At 70.6% G+C, this 14,569-nt stretch carries 13 protein-coding genes and 2 pseudogenes; 3 read left to right on the forward strand and 12 right to left on the reverse strand.

The window, feature by feature from the left end; all coding sequences use genetic code 11:
* Positions 1-71 precede the first annotated feature (71 nt).
* Positions 72-197: pseudogene (locus tag O7595_RS22540) on the reverse strand (IS5/IS1182 family transposase); the annotation flags it as partial.
* On the opposite strand from O7595_RS22540, the pseudogene O7595_RS22545 reads away from it, so the two are divergent.
* Positions 191-780 (forward strand): annotated as a pseudogene (locus O7595_RS22545) (IS3 family transposase); the annotation flags it as partial. The pseudogenes O7595_RS22540 and O7595_RS22545 sit on opposite strands and share 7 nt — an antisense overlap.
* A gap of 188 nt (positions 781-968) precedes the next feature.
* Here the strand turns inward: O7595_RS22545 and O7595_RS22550 are convergent.
* The 11 genes from O7595_RS22550 to O7595_RS22600 all read right to left on the reverse strand — a co-directional run bounded on the left by O7595_RS22550 (position 969) and on the right by O7595_RS22600 (position 13,272).
* Positions 969-1,286 carry a chorismate mutase gene (locus O7595_RS22550; RefSeq protein ID WP_269730446.1) on the reverse strand — a complete coding sequence of 106 codons (318 nt, stop codon included), beginning with the start codon at positions 1,284-1,286 and terminating at the stop codon, positions 969-971.
* Positions 1,283-2,539 carry an ATP-grasp domain-containing protein gene (locus tag O7595_RS22555; RefSeq protein ID WP_269730447.1) on the reverse strand — a complete coding sequence of 419 codons (1,257 nt, stop codon included), beginning with the start codon at positions 2,537-2,539 and terminating at the stop codon, positions 1,283-1,285. Before O7595_RS22555 ends, O7595_RS22550 begins: the two co-directional genes overlap by 4 nt.
* Before the next feature lie 38 nt (positions 2,540-2,577).
* Entirely contained in the window at positions 2,578-3,810 is a 1,233-nt protein-coding gene (locus O7595_RS22560) for an ATP-grasp domain-containing protein (protein ID WP_269730448.1), read from the reverse strand.
* Between the two features lie 10 nt (positions 3,811-3,820).
* Complete coding sequence (locus tag O7595_RS22565) at positions 3,821-5,089, reverse strand: MFS transporter (protein ID WP_269730449.1); 1,269 nt, start codon at positions 5,087-5,089, stop codon at positions 3,821-3,823.
* Positions 5,090-5,158: 69 nt separating this feature from the next.
* On the reverse strand, positions 5,159-6,412 hold the full coding sequence (locus tag O7595_RS22570; RefSeq protein WP_269730450.1) for an aminotransferase class I/II-fold pyridoxal phosphate-dependent enzyme: 1,254 nt from the start codon (positions 6,410-6,412) through the stop codon (positions 5,159-5,161).
* The gene (locus tag O7595_RS22575; RefSeq protein ID WP_269730451.1) at positions 6,409-7,347 is read right to left on the reverse strand and encodes a prephenate dehydrogenase dimerization domain-containing protein; all 939 of its coding nucleotides are present in this window, start codon (positions 7,345-7,347) and stop codon (positions 6,409-6,411) included. Before O7595_RS22575 ends, O7595_RS22570 begins: the two co-directional genes overlap by 4 nt.
* Positions 7,344-9,416, reverse strand: coding sequence for an aminodeoxychorismate synthase component I (gene pabB / locus O7595_RS22580; RefSeq protein ID WP_269730452.1), 2,073 nt, complete (start codon positions 9,414-9,416; stop codon positions 7,344-7,346). The genes O7595_RS22575 and pabB overlap by 4 nt, the downstream gene beginning before the upstream one ends.
* Positions 9,413-9,730 (reverse strand): chorismate mutase family protein, encoded by a 318-nt coding sequence (locus tag O7595_RS22585; RefSeq protein WP_269730453.1) that lies wholly within the window; start codon positions 9,728-9,730, stop codon positions 9,413-9,415. The genes pabB and O7595_RS22585 overlap by 4 nt, the downstream gene beginning before the upstream one ends.
* On the reverse strand, positions 9,727-10,599 hold the full coding sequence (locus O7595_RS22590) for a N5-glutamine methyltransferase family protein (RefSeq protein WP_269730454.1): 873 nt from the start codon (positions 10,597-10,599) through the stop codon (positions 9,727-9,729). The genes O7595_RS22585 and O7595_RS22590 overlap by 4 nt, the downstream gene beginning before the upstream one ends.
* An 18-nt stretch (positions 10,600-10,617) precedes the next feature.
* Positions 10,618-12,084: an NAD(P)/FAD-dependent oxidoreductase gene (locus tag O7595_RS22595; protein ID WP_269730455.1), complete on the reverse strand. Its 1,467-nt coding sequence runs from the start codon at positions 12,082-12,084 to the stop codon at positions 10,618-10,620.
* Between the two features lie 162 nt (positions 12,085-12,246).
* Positions 12,247-13,272 (reverse strand): DUF5937 family protein, encoded by a 1,026-nt coding sequence (locus O7595_RS22600; RefSeq protein ID WP_269730456.1) that lies wholly within the window; start codon positions 13,270-13,272, stop codon positions 12,247-12,249.
* 112 nt (positions 13,273-13,384) lie between these two features.
* On the opposite strand from O7595_RS22600, the gene O7595_RS22605 reads away from it, so the two are divergent.
* Positions 13,385-13,975 carry a hypothetical protein gene (locus O7595_RS22605; RefSeq protein WP_269730457.1) on the forward strand — a complete coding sequence of 197 codons (591 nt, stop codon included), beginning with the start codon at positions 13,385-13,387 and terminating at the stop codon, positions 13,973-13,975.
* Between the two features lie 230 nt (positions 13,976-14,205).
* Positions 14,206-14,568, forward strand: coding sequence for a hypothetical protein (locus tag O7595_RS22610; RefSeq protein WP_269732720.1), 363 nt, complete (start codon positions 14,206-14,208; stop codon positions 14,566-14,568).
* Position 14,569 lies beyond the last annotated feature (1 nt).

The following is a 14,569-nucleotide window of genomic DNA, read 5'->3' on the forward strand; positions in this document are numbered from 1 at the left end:
GGCGGGTGCCGATCCCGCCGCACCCGCGCGTGCGCCGCGCCCAGCGGTGCCCTTCGGCCGAAGACCGTGTCCTATGTGGTGAGTCGGATGAGTCGTTTGTAGCAGCAGAGGGCGGCGGCGAGGCCGAGGAAGGCCAGGTAGTTGCGGGGATGGCACTCGTAGCGGTGGTTGAGTCTGCGGTAGCCGGTGAGCCAGGAAGGCCCCGGACCTGATCGGCCGCGACTTCACAGCGCGTGAGCCGAACACGAAGTACGTCGGCGACATCACCTATCTCCCGCTGGAGGGCGGGAAGTTCCTGTACTTGGCCACCGTCATCGACCTCGCCTCACGCCGCCTGGCCGGATGGGCGATCGCGGACCACATGCGCACCGACCTCGTCACCGACGCCCTGTCCGCCGCCGAACGCACCCGCGGCAGCACTCAATGAGCAGTTACTGTTGATCCAACAGGCCGGTGTTGCGACGACCGATTGAGTCCGGGCAGTACACCAGCCGGGTCTTCGCAGACGCCTGCCGCCGGGCCGGCGTCCGCCAGTCCATGAGCGCGATCGGCAGCTCGGCGGACAACGCGCTCGCCGAGTCCTTCAACGCGACGTTCAAACGCGAGACGCCCCAGGGCCGAAAGCACTGGTCCACCGAACGCGAGGCCCGTCTCGACGCGTTCCACTGGCTCAACCGCTACAACACCCGACGCCGTCATTCCCACCTCGGACAACGCAGTCCCATCGCCCACGAGACAGCCCTCGGCGCAACATCAACTACCCTGACCCAAGCCGCATAGCCCGTGCCCAGGATTCCGGGTCAAGGCCCGATCTTCACAGTCCGAGGGGATTGGCACCGGGCCACGTCCCCCACCAACGGCGATCACGACTCCGTGAACGATCCCGTGATCGACCTCACCTGTCCCGAACTTCTACGGCTATTGCGGGCCTTCGTCCTGCCGAAGCCCGCGACCGACCCCGCCATTCCCTATTCGTCGCGCTGTCCGTGCCGCGCCGTCGGCACACCGTGCGCCAGGTGCGAGAGCACCAGTACGGCCCGGCCGATGTCGGCCCCCTGCCGCCCGAGCTCCACGGCGTATCGGGTCAGGACCCAGTTCTCCCGGGCCAGTTCCGAGGCCGGCAGCCCAGACCTCCGCCGCGCCGACTGCTCGTACCGGGCGAGCTCCGCCCGGCGCAGCAGCATGGAGATGATCTGGCCGTCGAGGTCGTCGAGCAGCATCCGGATCTCCCGTCCGTCGGTGTGCGTCGGGGCGGCCGCCCGCCATCGTGCCACGGGTGCGGTCACAGCAGGTCCAGGGGATCGGCGCAGACCTTGGTGACGAACGCGAGCCGGCCGATCGCCTCCCGGGCAAGGGCCAGCGCCCGCTCCGCGGTGTCGGCGTGGGCCCGGGCATGCGCCAGTCGGGAGTCGGAGCTCTGCAGGCCACCCAGCGTGCGCCCTGCCGTCCCCAACAGCTCCAGCTGAACGCCCTCGGCCTGCGGCCCCTCGGCGCCGGTGATCTCGACGAGCGTGCCGGTCGCGGGCGCGCCCGCGAACCAGATCGCCTCGGCGCGCGGGACACGCGCCGGGTCGGAGAGCGTCTCCCGTACGTCCGGCAGCACCTTCTCGCCGACGCACTGGCGCAGTTGGTACTCGACCAGGTCCACGCCCGTCGCGTCGGTGACCATGCTCCAGATCTCGTCGCCGCCGACCCGCAGGTGGGTCTCGATGATCCGAGGCCCGGCCTCGGTGAGCACAATCTCGGTATGCGTCGGCCCGGACCCCACGCCGAGTGCGTCCAACGCTACGGTGACGTAGGCCTGGATCTCCACCCGCTGCTCCGGCGCGAGCGGGGCGGGCATGACGTGGCCGAGTTCCACCAGGCTCACGGGGTCGGAGTACTTGCGGGTGACTGCGACAACCACGTGCTCGCCCAGCTCGGAGAACGCCTCCACGCTGTACTGGTCGCCGGTGAGAAACTGCTCCGCCACGACCTCGACGGGCTCGTCCGTGCCACGCGCCCGGGCGAAGGCCGCCTCCGCCTCCTGGGCGGTGCCAATCACCGAGACACCCGTGCTGGCCGTGCCCCGGCGGGGCTTGACGACACACGGGTAGCCGTGGGTCGCAGCGAAGGCGCGCAGCTCTTCCGGAGTCTGCACCTCGGCGGACGGCACGGTCTCCACGCCGGCCGCGGCCAGCCGCTCGCGCATGGCGTACTTGTCGAAGACCACCCGGACGGTCTCCCGATCGTGAGTGGGCACGCCCAGTGCCCGGCCCACCTCGGCGGCGATCTCCTGGCACTGGTCGCCGAAGGTTCCGATCCGCGTGACCGGTTCGAGGGCGTGAACAATGCGGGCGAGTTCGATCCAATGCGCGACGGGCGCGTCCACGCCGACCGCGAGGATCCGGGCGTGCCCGAGGGGCTCCTCCAGCTTGGCCAGATGTTCAGGTCGGCACAGGACACTGGTGGTGACGGTGTGGCCGAGCGCGTCGCCGCGGGCGCGCATCCGGCCGGGGATGTCGTATCCGTTGCCAAAAACCAAGACGTGTTCTGTCATGGTGACGCTCTCTGTTCGTGGGATGGGCGGACCCGCTGTCACGTCGGATCCGTGGTCACGGCGATCTTCCCGGCAAGTCGTTCGGCGAGGACGACGGCGGCCTCGGTGTCGGCGGCGGTGACCAGGATCTGGCCGGTGCGGTCCCAACTGGCCTCCAACGGGCCGACGGTGTCGCCCACGGACACGGCCACGTCCACCCCGAAGACCCCCTCGTGCGCCCGGACCTCCTCGACGCCCTGGACACCGGTGACCCGCCCCGGCGCGGCGGTGAGGAAGCGAGTCGCGGCGGCGGCGCGGGGCTCCGGCGGTGCTTCCAGGGCGGGCAGCACGCCCGTGGCCCAGCCGACCGTGTACGCCTCGATGTCGACGCCGTACGCGGCCTCGACGAGCTCCATGATCCGGTCTCCGCCGGGCCGGGCGTGGGACTCGATCACCCGTGGCCCGCGAGTGGTCAGTTTCACCTCGGTGTGCGCGGGACCGTGCCGCAGGTCCACCGCGTCCAGGAACTCCGTCACACAGGCGAGGAGGGCCGCCCTCTCCGGCTCGGCGAGCCGGGCGGGCAACGCGTGCCCGGACTCGACGAAGTTGCCGTGGGTGGCCTTCTCCGTTACCGCGAGCGGCACATGCCGGCCGTCGAAGCTCAGCGACTCCACACTGAACTCCCGGCCGTCCAGGTACTCCTCCATGAGGAACCGCCCCATGGGGAAGTAGTTCGCGAACTTGTGGTCCGTACAGCCGCGCAGCCGGACGACGTCCCGCCAGGCGTCGTTGATCTCGTCCGGCCCGCGCACCAGCCGCACGCCCAAGCTGGCCGCCGCGTCGACCGGCTTCACGACGAACGGGTACCCGTGCCGCTCCCCGAACTCATCCAGGCTGTCCAGCCCTTCGAGCGGCGTGGCCGCCACGGCCCCCGGCCGTCCGGTGAGATGCGCGCGCATCGACTCCTTGTCCCGCATCAGCCGGGCGCAGTGGTGACTGACACCCCGCATTCCGAGCGTCTCAGCGATGAGTCCGACCGGTTCGACGCCGGGTTCGGTGATGGTGGCGACACCGTCGAATCCGTACACCTCGTGGGCAGCCGTCACCAGCGGGCGCAGCACGGACCAGTCGGTGTAGTCGACCAGCAGGGCGGCCTCGACCAGGGCTGCGTGCTCGGGCCGGTACTCCTCGGGGCGCTGCACGTTGACCACGCGCAGGCCCAGGTCACGGGCCTTGCGCACGGTCTCCACCCGGCCGCCGATCACCAGCAACGTGCGGCTGTCCGCAGTCATCGGCTCCTCCTCAGTCCTTCACCAGTGCGTTGTCGGACATGCCGAGCGACCCGGTCCCGGCCGCGGCGTTCCTCGCGGCGAGGGCGCGCTCGCCCCAGCGCACCACCGGCACGGTCGCGAGGCCCGCGGCGACGAACAGCGCGCCGAGCAGGATCCAGCCGGGTGCACCCCAGTAGACGAGCAGCCCGGTCAGCGCGAGCGGTCCGACGATCTCGGCGATGGTGAGACCGGACCCGAAGAAGGCCTGGTACTGGCCGTGCTTGCCGTCTGGCGCGAGGCCGAAACTGATCTCCCAGGTGCCGGCCATCTGCACCATCTCGCCCATCGTCTGCACCGCCGCGGCGGCGACCAGCAGCAGTACTGCCGTCCAGGCGGAACCGCCGCTGCCGGAGAAGGCGAAGACGACGCAGCTCGCGCCGAGCAGCAGGGCGCCGCGCACTACGTACCGTGCGGCGCTCGTAAGGCCGGTGACGCCGCGTGCCACCCGTACCTGGAAGAACACCACGGCGAGGGTGTTGATGATGAACATCACCGACAGGACCCACGGCGGGGCCTCGGTGTGTCCGACGATCCACAGCGGCAGCGCCACGTCGATGAGCGGCACGTGCAGCACGAGAACGAGGTTGAGCAGGCTGATGGCGACGTACGGACGGTCCTTGTAGACCGGCTGCGGTTTCTCGCCCTTGGCGGGCGCGGGCGATGGCGGAACCGACGGCACGCGCGACAGGACGAGGGCCGCCATCGCGAAGGCGGCCGAGTTCAGCGCGAAGGCCGCGAGATAGGCCCCGCGTGAGTCGAACAGAAGCACGATGCCGCCGAGGGCGGCGCCCACCGACAGGCCGGCGTTGTAGCTGGCCTGCAGGACGGCACGAACCTTGGTGAGCTGCTCCTTCGGCACCACTCCCGCGAGCAGGGCCTGCTGGGCGGCGGAGCCGCTGCGCTGGGCGACCGCGTACAGACTCGCCGACAGCACGAACAGCGGGAAGGATCGGACGAACAGATACGAGCCGACGGCGAGGGCGGCACAGGCGAAGAAGATGACAGCGCTCCGGCGTACTCCCGTCCGGTCCGCGAGGTGCCCGAGCGGCACGCCGACCACCAGCGCCACCGTCCAGGCGATGGTCAGCCCCAGGCCGAGCTGGGCCGGGGAGAGTCCGGCGACCGTGGTGAAGAACAGGGCGGCGGTGACGTAGTACGCGCCGTCGCCGGTCCTGCTGATCAGCTGGGCGACGGCCAGGGTGCGGGGTGGTCCGGGCGGGGGGACAAAGCTCTTCTTCATGTAGCTCCTCCGGTGGCCCGCCGGGTAGCGGTCGGGCGGTCGTGCGGGTACGAGTGTGTCGTGACGCCCCTAAGGGGTGTGCTCGATCGGGCCGAGCGCTTCCACCGCGGTCTCCAGGTGGGCCACCTCGTGCGTCGCGGAGAGCGCGAAACGGATGAGTCCGGTGCCCTTGGCGACGGTTGGGAAGAAGGCGGGCAGGACGAGGATCCCGGCGGTCCGCAGCCGGCGCGCGGCCTCGAACGCGGCGGCCTCGGTGCCGAAGTGGGCGCCGCGGATCGGCGAGCGTTGGCCGGCGCTGACGAGCCGCCCCTCCGTCAGCTTGTCGAAGTGCGCTGCGTTGGCCCACAGCCGCTCCTGGAGCCGCGCCACCTCGCCGTTCAGGTGCAGTTCGGCGGCGGCGGCATCGGCGGCGAGCAGCGGCAGCATGATCGAGTGCCCGAAGACCAGCGGGTTGGCGAACTTGCGCAGGACCCGTACGTCGTCCTGCGAGGGCAGGACGACGAAGCCGCCCGCGCCACCGAACGCCTTGGACAGCGAACCGACCAGCATCACGTTGTCGGGCAGTCCGCCCTCGAACGCCTCGTACGCGTATCCCGCGCCCCGCGCCCCGTCGATGGAGATACCGTGCGCGTCGTCTACGTACAGCAGTCCGCCCGCGCGGCGCAGCGCGTCGGCGAACCGGACCACGTCGACGAGCCCGCCCATGGAGCCGACGCCGTCGACGAGCGCGATGGGCGTGCGGCCGTCTGCGACCGCCTCGGCCAAGCGCCCAGCGAGGCTGTCCGGGTCCGACAGGTCGAACCGGCGGACGGGGCCGATCTGCTCCATGACCCCGCGCAGCACCTGCATCGAGGCGTGGGCGGTCTTCTCGACGAGGAAGAGCGGACCCCGCTCGGCAACGGGATATCCGGGCAGCGCGCCGTTGCCCAGCAGAGGCAGCACGCCGAGGTGGACATTGCTGACGGAGGTGAAGGGGACGACGGGCTGGCCGCCGTAGATCTCGCCGAGAAGTTCCTCGAGCTGCCCGAGGTACATCGGGCGCATCCGGTTGCGCGAGGACGAGAAGTGCGCGCCGAACCGGAGGAGGGCGTCCTGCGCCGCCGCGACGAGCGCCGGGTGCTGCTCCAGGCCCAGGTACGAGCAGGAGACGAACTCGACGGCCTCGCTACCGTCCACCAGTTCCACCGACTTGCCCTCGCGACCGGTGATGACGTGGCCGGTCAGACCTTCGTCGAAAGCCCGGTCCAGGGAGTCGGTAGTCTTGTCGATACGGGCTGAGACCCAGTTGGCGTGCTGATCGGCGCGCTGTCCTCGGCTGGTCATACGGCCTCCTCGGGAGTGGCGGGCAGGGCGCCGGGCATACGAGTGAACAGGTCGGCGCAGAGGTCCCGGAGGTGCGGGAGCCGGTCGCCGAGGACGCCCGACAGGGCGTCCAGGTGGTGGGCGAAGTCCTCCTCGTCGCCTTCCCGGGCGAGGCCGCGCAGCCGGTCGACGCCCCGGGCGAGCGCGTCGCGGGCGCAGTCGGCGAGCGGGTTGGCGAACTGGACGTCCCAGTACACCTCGGGGGTACCGGAGGCGATCCGGGCGAGCAGCGCGAGCAGGGTCGCGTGCGGTGGCGGTGCGACGGCGGCCAGTTCTTCGATGTCGACGTCGAGTTCGGACAGGGCCTGGCCGAAGGCGAGCACGGTGGCGTGGGTGAGGGCCTGGGAGGCAGCGGCCAGCCGGTCGTGCCGCTCGGCGTCCATCCGGACGATCCGACCACCCGCCGCGGCGACCAGGTCGAGGAGTTCCTCGACGAGAGGGCCGCCGTGCAGCACGACGGAGGCCACGGGCCGGCCGGGGACACCGAGCGACGGAGCGAACATAGGGTTGAGCCCGACCGACTGGAGGCCGGGGGCATGGTCGGCGACGGCGGCGGCGATCCGGGACTTCACTGAGAGCGTGTCCGCGAGCAGCGTGTGCGACGGCAGGGCGTCGGCGAGCGCGGGCATCGCGGCGAGCGCCACCGACTCGGGCACCGCGAGCAACAGCAGGTCGGTGGCCGCCAGTTCGTCGCTCAGGGCGCGGCCGGGAGCGGCGATGTCGCCCTTGAGGTGGCGGACGCCGGGCATCCCGGCGGTCAACGGTTCGGGGTCGACCACGCAGACGTCGCGGCCGAAGTCGGCGAGCAGGGCGGTGAACAGCTGGCCCACGGCGCCCGATCCGCCCGCCACGACGCACCGCCGGATCGCCGGGTCGGATCGCTCGGCGGCGCTCACGCGTTCACCGTCCCGGCCCGGACCGGCATACTGCCGGTGGCGATGGCGGCGGTCATGATCCGCGACTTGACCAGGGTCTCCTCGAACTCGTCGGCAGGGTCGGACAGCGCGATGACCGCTCCGCCGACGCCGAACGACGCGCCGTCGCCGGTGGCCACGATCGTCCGTATGACGATGCTGAGGTCGGCGGCGCCGCCGAGCGAGAACCAGCCGAGAGCGCCCGAGTACACCCCGCGCGGCCCCTCCTCGAGACGGTCGATGATCTCCATGGTGCGCAGCTTGGGCGCGCCGGTCATCGAACCCCCGGGGAAGGAGGCCCGCACGCAGTCCACCGCCGATACGCCGTTGCGCAGTGTGCCCCGCACGGTGCTGACGAGCTGGTGCACGGGGGCGTACGTCTCCACGTCGAAGAGCTTGGGCACGTGCACCGAGCCGACCTCGCACACGGTGTTGAGGTCGTTGCGGAGCAGGTCCACGATCATCAGGTTCTCGGCGCGATCCTTCTCGCTGGCCAACAGCCCCTCGCGCAGCGCCCGGTCCTCCTCGGGGTTGGCGGCGCGCGGCCGGGTTCCCTTGATCGGCTTCGATTCGGCGACCCGGTCCGTGCCGATGGTCAGGAACCGTTCCGGGGAAGCGCTGAGGACGGCGACACCGGGGAAGGAGAGCAGCGCGCCGTACGGGACAGGGCTGATCGCCCGCATCAACCGATAGGTGCCCAGCGGGTCGAGGGTGGCGGTCGTGGAGACCGTGTTGGTCAGACAGATCTCGTAGGACTCGCCGTTGTGGATCTCCTCCAGGCACTCGCCGATTCGCGCCAGATACTCCTGCTCGCTGTGCCGCTGCACCAGCGAGGTCGCGGCGAGCGGGGTCGCCTCGGTGAGCGGCCGGCGTTCCCGGACCTTTTCGGAGGGCAGCAGCGCGAGCCGGATCTCCATGGCGTCGAGCCACTTGGTGGCCTCAGGGTCGGCCGCTTCGGTGCTGAGGCAGAGCAGGTACGTGCGGCGCTCGGCGTGGTCAACGACGACGGCCCGGTCGGCAAAGAGCAGGGCCGCGTCTGGGGTGGCGGCGGTGTGCGCGGCCGTGGCCCCGGACTCGGCCTTCAGCTCGTAACCGAGGTAGCCGACGTAGCCGAGGTTGAAGGAGAACGGCAGCCGGGCGTCGACGGGCAGCGCGCGCCGCCGCAGTTCGGCGTCGAGGTAGTCGAAGAACCCCCGGACCACGAGTTTGTGGGAACGGCCCGCACGCTCGACGCGCACGGTGCGGGTGGCCACTCGGTAGGTGACGTACTCGGCGAGCGGACCGCTTCCGTCACCGAGAATGGAGAAGCGGGAGTCGCCGTCGGCGTGGGAGCCGCTGTCGAGCCAGAAGCTGTGCGGACGGTCCCCGAACAGCTCGGTGTACGCCTCCTCCGTGTCGGGCACCAGGTCCAGAGCGCGGACGTTCAGGTGGTACGCCGACGGGGGCGCCGCCGCAGTCGGCTCCCGACGCTCCAGGGTCAGGTCGCGGAAGTTGGCGAGCAGTTCACGGCCGTACTCGCTGGAGATCGACTCGGGGTGGAACTGGACGCCCCACAGGGGGCGGCTCCGATGGCGCAGTCCCATGAGAACGCCGTCCTCGGTCCAGGCGACCCCTTCGAGGTCGCCGGAGAGCGCGGTGGCGGCGAGGGAGTGGTAGCGAACCACGTCGAACTGCGACGGCAGCCCGGCGAAGAGGTCCTCGCCGTTGTGCCGGATCCGGGAGAGCCGGCCGTGCATAGGCTCGGCGGCGTGCTCGACGGTGCCGCCGAACAGGGCGGCGATGCCCTGATGGCCGAGGCAGACGCCGAGGACGGGCAGCCCGGAGTCGAGGATCGCCCGGCTGCTCACGCCGAAGTCGCGCTCGCGGTCCGGGCGTCCCGGGCCGGGGGAAATGACGATGTTGTCGTAGTCCCCCAGGTGCAGAGTGGTCCAGTCGACGTCGTTGCGGACGACCACGGGCGGCTGCCCGTTCACCTCTCCGAGGAGTTGGTAGAGGTTGTAGGTGAAAGAATCGTAGTTGTCTACGAGGAGGGTGCGGACGGGGCCGTTCATGAGGCGTCGTCCATTGCTGGTCCGTCGATGACCAAGTCTTCGACCCGGCAGGTCTCCTCGATGATCAGGTCGTACAGGCGGCGCAGGAACGTGCCGTCGACACCGTGCTCGGCACCGAAACGGGCCGCGCGCTGCTGCACGATGCCGATCCGGTGCGGCTGCATCATCGGGACGTCGTGCTCCCGCTTGAACTCCGCGATGCGCACGCAGATGTCGATCCGGGTCTTCAAGGTGTCGAGCAGCTGTACGTCGATGAGGTCGAGTTCGGCGCGCATCCCTGCCAGACCGGCCTCGGCGCTCGAGGTCGTCGTCATGCCTGTGCCTTTCTGAATGTCGTGGTGTAACGGGGACGGTTCTCCTGGTCGTGGTGTCCCTCGGTGCCGGAGAACTGTCCGGTGGCGTGGAGCAGCCCGGGTACCACGTCGATCTGCGCGTCCCCGTGCTCGATCGCCAAGGCGCCGCCGGGCCGCAGCATCCGCGCGGCGCAGTCGACGACGGCGCGGATCACTTCGAGCCCATCGGCTCCGCCGAAGACGGCCGTCCGCGGGTGGTGCTCGCCCCATTCGGGCAGGAGCCTCGTGCCCAGGGGCACATACGGCGGGTTGGCCAGCACCAGATCTACGCGGCCGTCCAGGCCGGCGAGCAGCGCCGAGTCCGCGACGTCGCCCCGGTGCACGGTGATCGGCGTGTCGCCGTCCCTCTCCCGTGCCGCGGCGTTGCCGCGGGCACAGGCGAGAGCGGCCTCGTCCAGGTCGACCGCGTGGACGGCGGCGTCGGGGCGGGCATGGCCGACCGCGAGGGCGACCGCTCCCGATCCCGTGCACAGGTCGACGACTACAGGAGCCTCGGTCTTCTCCACTGCGGAGAGCCCCCAGGCCAACAGGAGTTCGGTCGGGAAGCGCGGGACGAAGACGTGCTCGTTCACCGTGACGTCGATGCCGCCGAGCCGGGCCCGTCCGGTCAGGTGACCGAGCGGGATCCGGCCAGCCCGCCGGGCGACAAGCGCGCGCAGTTCGCCCGCCGCCGCCGCCGGTATCGGTAGGCGGGGCTCCAGGGTGCTCTCCCTCAGGCCCAGGACGTGGGCCGCCAGGGTCTCGGCATCCTCTCGCGGGCTCCATACTCCGCTGTCGGCGAGGACGCGCTCGGCGTCCCTGAGTAGTTCTTCGAGCGGCTGGTCGACCACCTTCGTCGTCCTTTCGGGTCAGCCCTGAGCGGCGGCGTGGCTCGCCGCGTAGTAGTCCCGCAGCGCCTTGGCGATGGACGGGTGGATACGGGAGGAGGCGAGCAGCTCCGGCGGCGGCGTGAAGGTCGGGTCGAACTCGTTCGCGATCCGGGTGTAGGCCGTGCGCAGGTAGTGCTCGATGGTGAACGGCCACTCGACGGGGACGTTCCAGTTCGACTCGTAACCGGTCGCGAGCATGTGGGTGACCGTGGTCTCCACGACCTCCTCGCGGCTGACCGGCTGGATCGGGGCCCGTACCGGGCGGAACATCCCGAGGTCGATCGTGGGCTCCTCGCCGAGCAGCAGCGCGGTCATCTCCCTGGCAAGCAGCGGGGAGAGGGTGAGGCCGTCCCGGTAGGTGCCGGTCATCATCCACAGGCCGCCGAGCTCCGTCTCCCCGAGCAGCGGCATGCCGTCGAGGGCGACGGGCCGGTTGCCGACCTGAAGGGTGCGCAGCCCGCTCTCGCCGAGGTCGCGGCGGACCTGCCGGTCGGCGCAGTTGAGCAGGAACAGCACGTCGGAGATGAGCGGTGTCTCGCGCGGCTCGGGCGAGATGATGTTGGTCGCGCCTACGTAGACCTGGCCGTTGCCGCGCGGGACAACGTGCAGGCCGCAGGCGAAGGCCCGGTTGGGCGTCCGGATGACGCTGGACGGACCGGTGCCGTCCTGGGTGTCGACGAGGGCGGAGACGCCGTAGCCGCTGATCAGGCGCGGGATACGGGCGGCCTGTTCAGGGACCGTGTCGAGGACGGTCTGGGAGGCGGAGCCAGCGGCCAGCACGAGCTGCTCCGTGACGAGCAGGGTGCCGGACTCCAGCGCAACGCCGGTGACGCTGCCCCCGTTGTGCTCGACGCGGGTGGCCTGCTCGGGAACGAGCGTGCCGCCGGCGGCGACGAACGCCTTCTCCAGGCGGGTCAGGAGCTCGTGGGCGTTCACCGCGTGCTCGTTGGGCAGGAACATCGCCTGCAGTGGCCGGCCGGTGGGCTCGGCGTCGAGCCACTCGATGGCCTCGGCGTCGATGTCCTCGAACTTCTCGCCGTACTCGATGAGGGTGCTGCGGATCGCCTTGTAGTTGTGGGTGTCGATCTCGGGCAGACCGACGGCGTTCAGCATGACGACCGTGCCGTCCGCGGTCAGCAGGTCGGTGCCGTCGGAGTCGGGCGCCAGTTGGGCCAGCCACTCCGGCCACAGCTTGCTCGCCTGGTAGGCCCAGTCGAGCTTCGTGCGGCCGTAGTCGCTCTTGAGGAGGGTGGTCGTGACCTCGCCGAACGTGCCGATCATCGCGCCGGCTGCGGAGGACGCGGCCCATGGGCGGTGTGGCTGGCCGAGCACCGCCACGCGTATTCCGCGCCGAGCCAGCGTGAGGCCGAGTGACAGGCCGAGGGAACCGTTTCCGACTACGACGATGTCGTGGACTCGGTTGTCCTCGAATGTGGTTGCGGGCACCAGAATGTTTCCCTTCCGGGGGTGAAGTCGTAGGACCGCTGCGATGCGTACAGCGGGGCGTCGGGCCCGCGCTCTGTCACCGTGGCCTGGTCAGGCAAACACACAGGTGGGGGCCGCCCCAAGGCTTTTAGCTGGGTCTAAATCAGCGCCGTGGCGGAAGCGTCACGCGGCCCGGCCCAGGGAGTGCTCGGCTCCGCGGACGAGCTCTTCGCCCGTCTCGGTGAGCGAGTGGATGACCCGGCGGCCGGCCCGGTGGCTCGTGACGAGGCTGCAGCCGCGCAGCACGGCGAGGTGCTGGCTGATGGCTCCCGGCGTCACGTCGATCTCGGCGGCCAGTTCGCTGGTGGAGGCGGGCACGGCGAGGGCCACGACGACCGCCGCACGGACGCTTCCGAGGAGGGCGGCGAGGGGGCTGGTGAGGTTCTGACCGTGGTTCTGCCACAGGTCTGCGACGCCGGGCCTCGGATACACGATCATCGACTGGAGCGGCGGCAGCATGGTCAGCACTTCCGGCCCGCAGAAGATGCTGGGCACCAGGACGATGCCCTGGCCACCGAGTGTCTCGTGGAAGGTGTAGGCGCTACGGACGGTGAGCTGGTTGTCCTGCCATGCGATGCGCTCGTGCAGAGAGGAGACTACGGACGCCGACCCGGCGGACTCCATCACCCGCATCCGGGCCCGGATGTCGGACTGGAGACCGCCGTGCATCCTGCGCCAGTGCGGCTCGAGGGCTAGCGTCCAGTAGGTGCGCAGCAGTTCTGTGAGCTGCGCGATGGCCTTCTCCGGCTCGGCCAGCATTCGCCGGTGCAAGGGCTCCGCCTCCTGGCGCCACGTGGCCGGGGTGCCCTGGTCCCCGGCCATCCAGGCCACTTCGTCGACGAAGTGCTCGGGTGAGGTGGCACGCACCGCCTCGAGCTCGCCGTCGATGCCGGAGTGTGTGGCGGTGGGCGCCGGGGTGAGGAAGTCCGGGACATATCCGGTGGGGGGTATCACGGACCGCAAGGGGCGGAGGTCGACGCCCCTGAGCTTGAGACGGACGTCGTCGACCCACGGCTGGTGCTGTCTTCTGCGCTCGGGCGTGGCCAGCATCCGGAAGCTGTAGACGGTCTCTCCGAGTGGAGAGACCGAGAAGCGGACTCTCGCGACATCGCGGACGGTCACGCCGTAGCTGATCAACACTGCCCCCATTGCCTCGACGCACTGGTCAGGAGCGCCGTCTTGGGGCCATGTGCCCCGTTGCCCGCCCCCCGTATGAAGGGGGCCGACAGCACGTTAGACGACGACCATCCGCCTGACCAGCGTGGGGAGCCTCACGGAGACCGAGTGCGGTGACGACCGTGCGGCCGCGCACAGCGCGGCCGGCAGGCGAGCGGCTCTGCTCATCGCCGCGGGCTGGCACGCCAAGGGCGGCACCGGAGAGAAGACCTTCCGCTACAGCGCCACCCTGGCCATCGCCGCCCACCACCGCGACACCGACGACGCCCCGCCCAAGGCGTACCCGCAGCTGTGCCTGGGCTTCGAGCTCGACACCCCCACCGTCCGCACCGGCCCCAACGCGGTCAACGTCCTCACCCAGCTGACCGGACTCGGCCTGCCCGTCGGCATCCTGGCCCCCGACCGCGCCTACATCAACTGCATCCCCGCCACCTTCCAGACCCCTGTCCGACGGCTCGGCTACCGGCTCGCCCTGGACCACAAGGTCAAAGAACGCGGACGGCAGTGCAGCTTGCAGGGAGCCCCGCTCGTCGACGGCTCGCTCATGTGCCCGCTCACCCCCGCCCCGCTCAGCCACGCCACGACCGGCGCCGCCGACGACACCATCCGCGCCCGCGGCGCCGAACTCGCCGAGAAGATCGAGGCCCGCGAGCCGTACCAATTCAAACTCAAGTAGGGACCCGACGCCCGCCGCGATCCGCCTCCAGTGCCCGGCCACCGGCCCGTCCCCCTCGGTCAACTGCGCCCGCCGCGACCGGCTGCGGTCCCGGACCCCCGCCACGATGCCCAACCGAGTCGTCGACCTCAGTGCACCCCGGGTCCGAACCACCCACACGGCGGCCCGCCCCACCATCCAGATCCCCGACGCCGAACACTTCGTACCGCCGCCGAAGTGGACGCCCCAAGGTGTGCTGTGCGGGCTCCATCACCGTGCCCGCCGACGCTGAAGCGGCCGACTGGTGCCTGGCCAAGTACCGCCAAGACGTCCACTACCTGCACACGTCCTGGATCAACACCAATCGGCCCATCCGCAGCCACAATGAAGGCGCCAACGGGCGCTTCAAGAGCGGGAAACTCGACATCGGCAACCCCAAACGCCGCCCCGCCCCAGGGCAAGTCACCCAGGCGCTTCTCCTCGCCGTCATGCTCACGGTCGCCAACCTGACCGTCCTGGAAACCTGGCTCACCGAACGCCACGGCCCCGACGAACTCACCACCGCCGACTTCGACGCCAGCGGCCCCTGCCACCACTCGCCGATCCCGATGTGAC

This window comes from Streptomyces sp. WMMC940, from assembly GCF_027460265.1.
Lineage (GTDB): Bacteria > Actinomycetota > Actinomycetes > Streptomycetales > Streptomycetaceae > Streptomyces.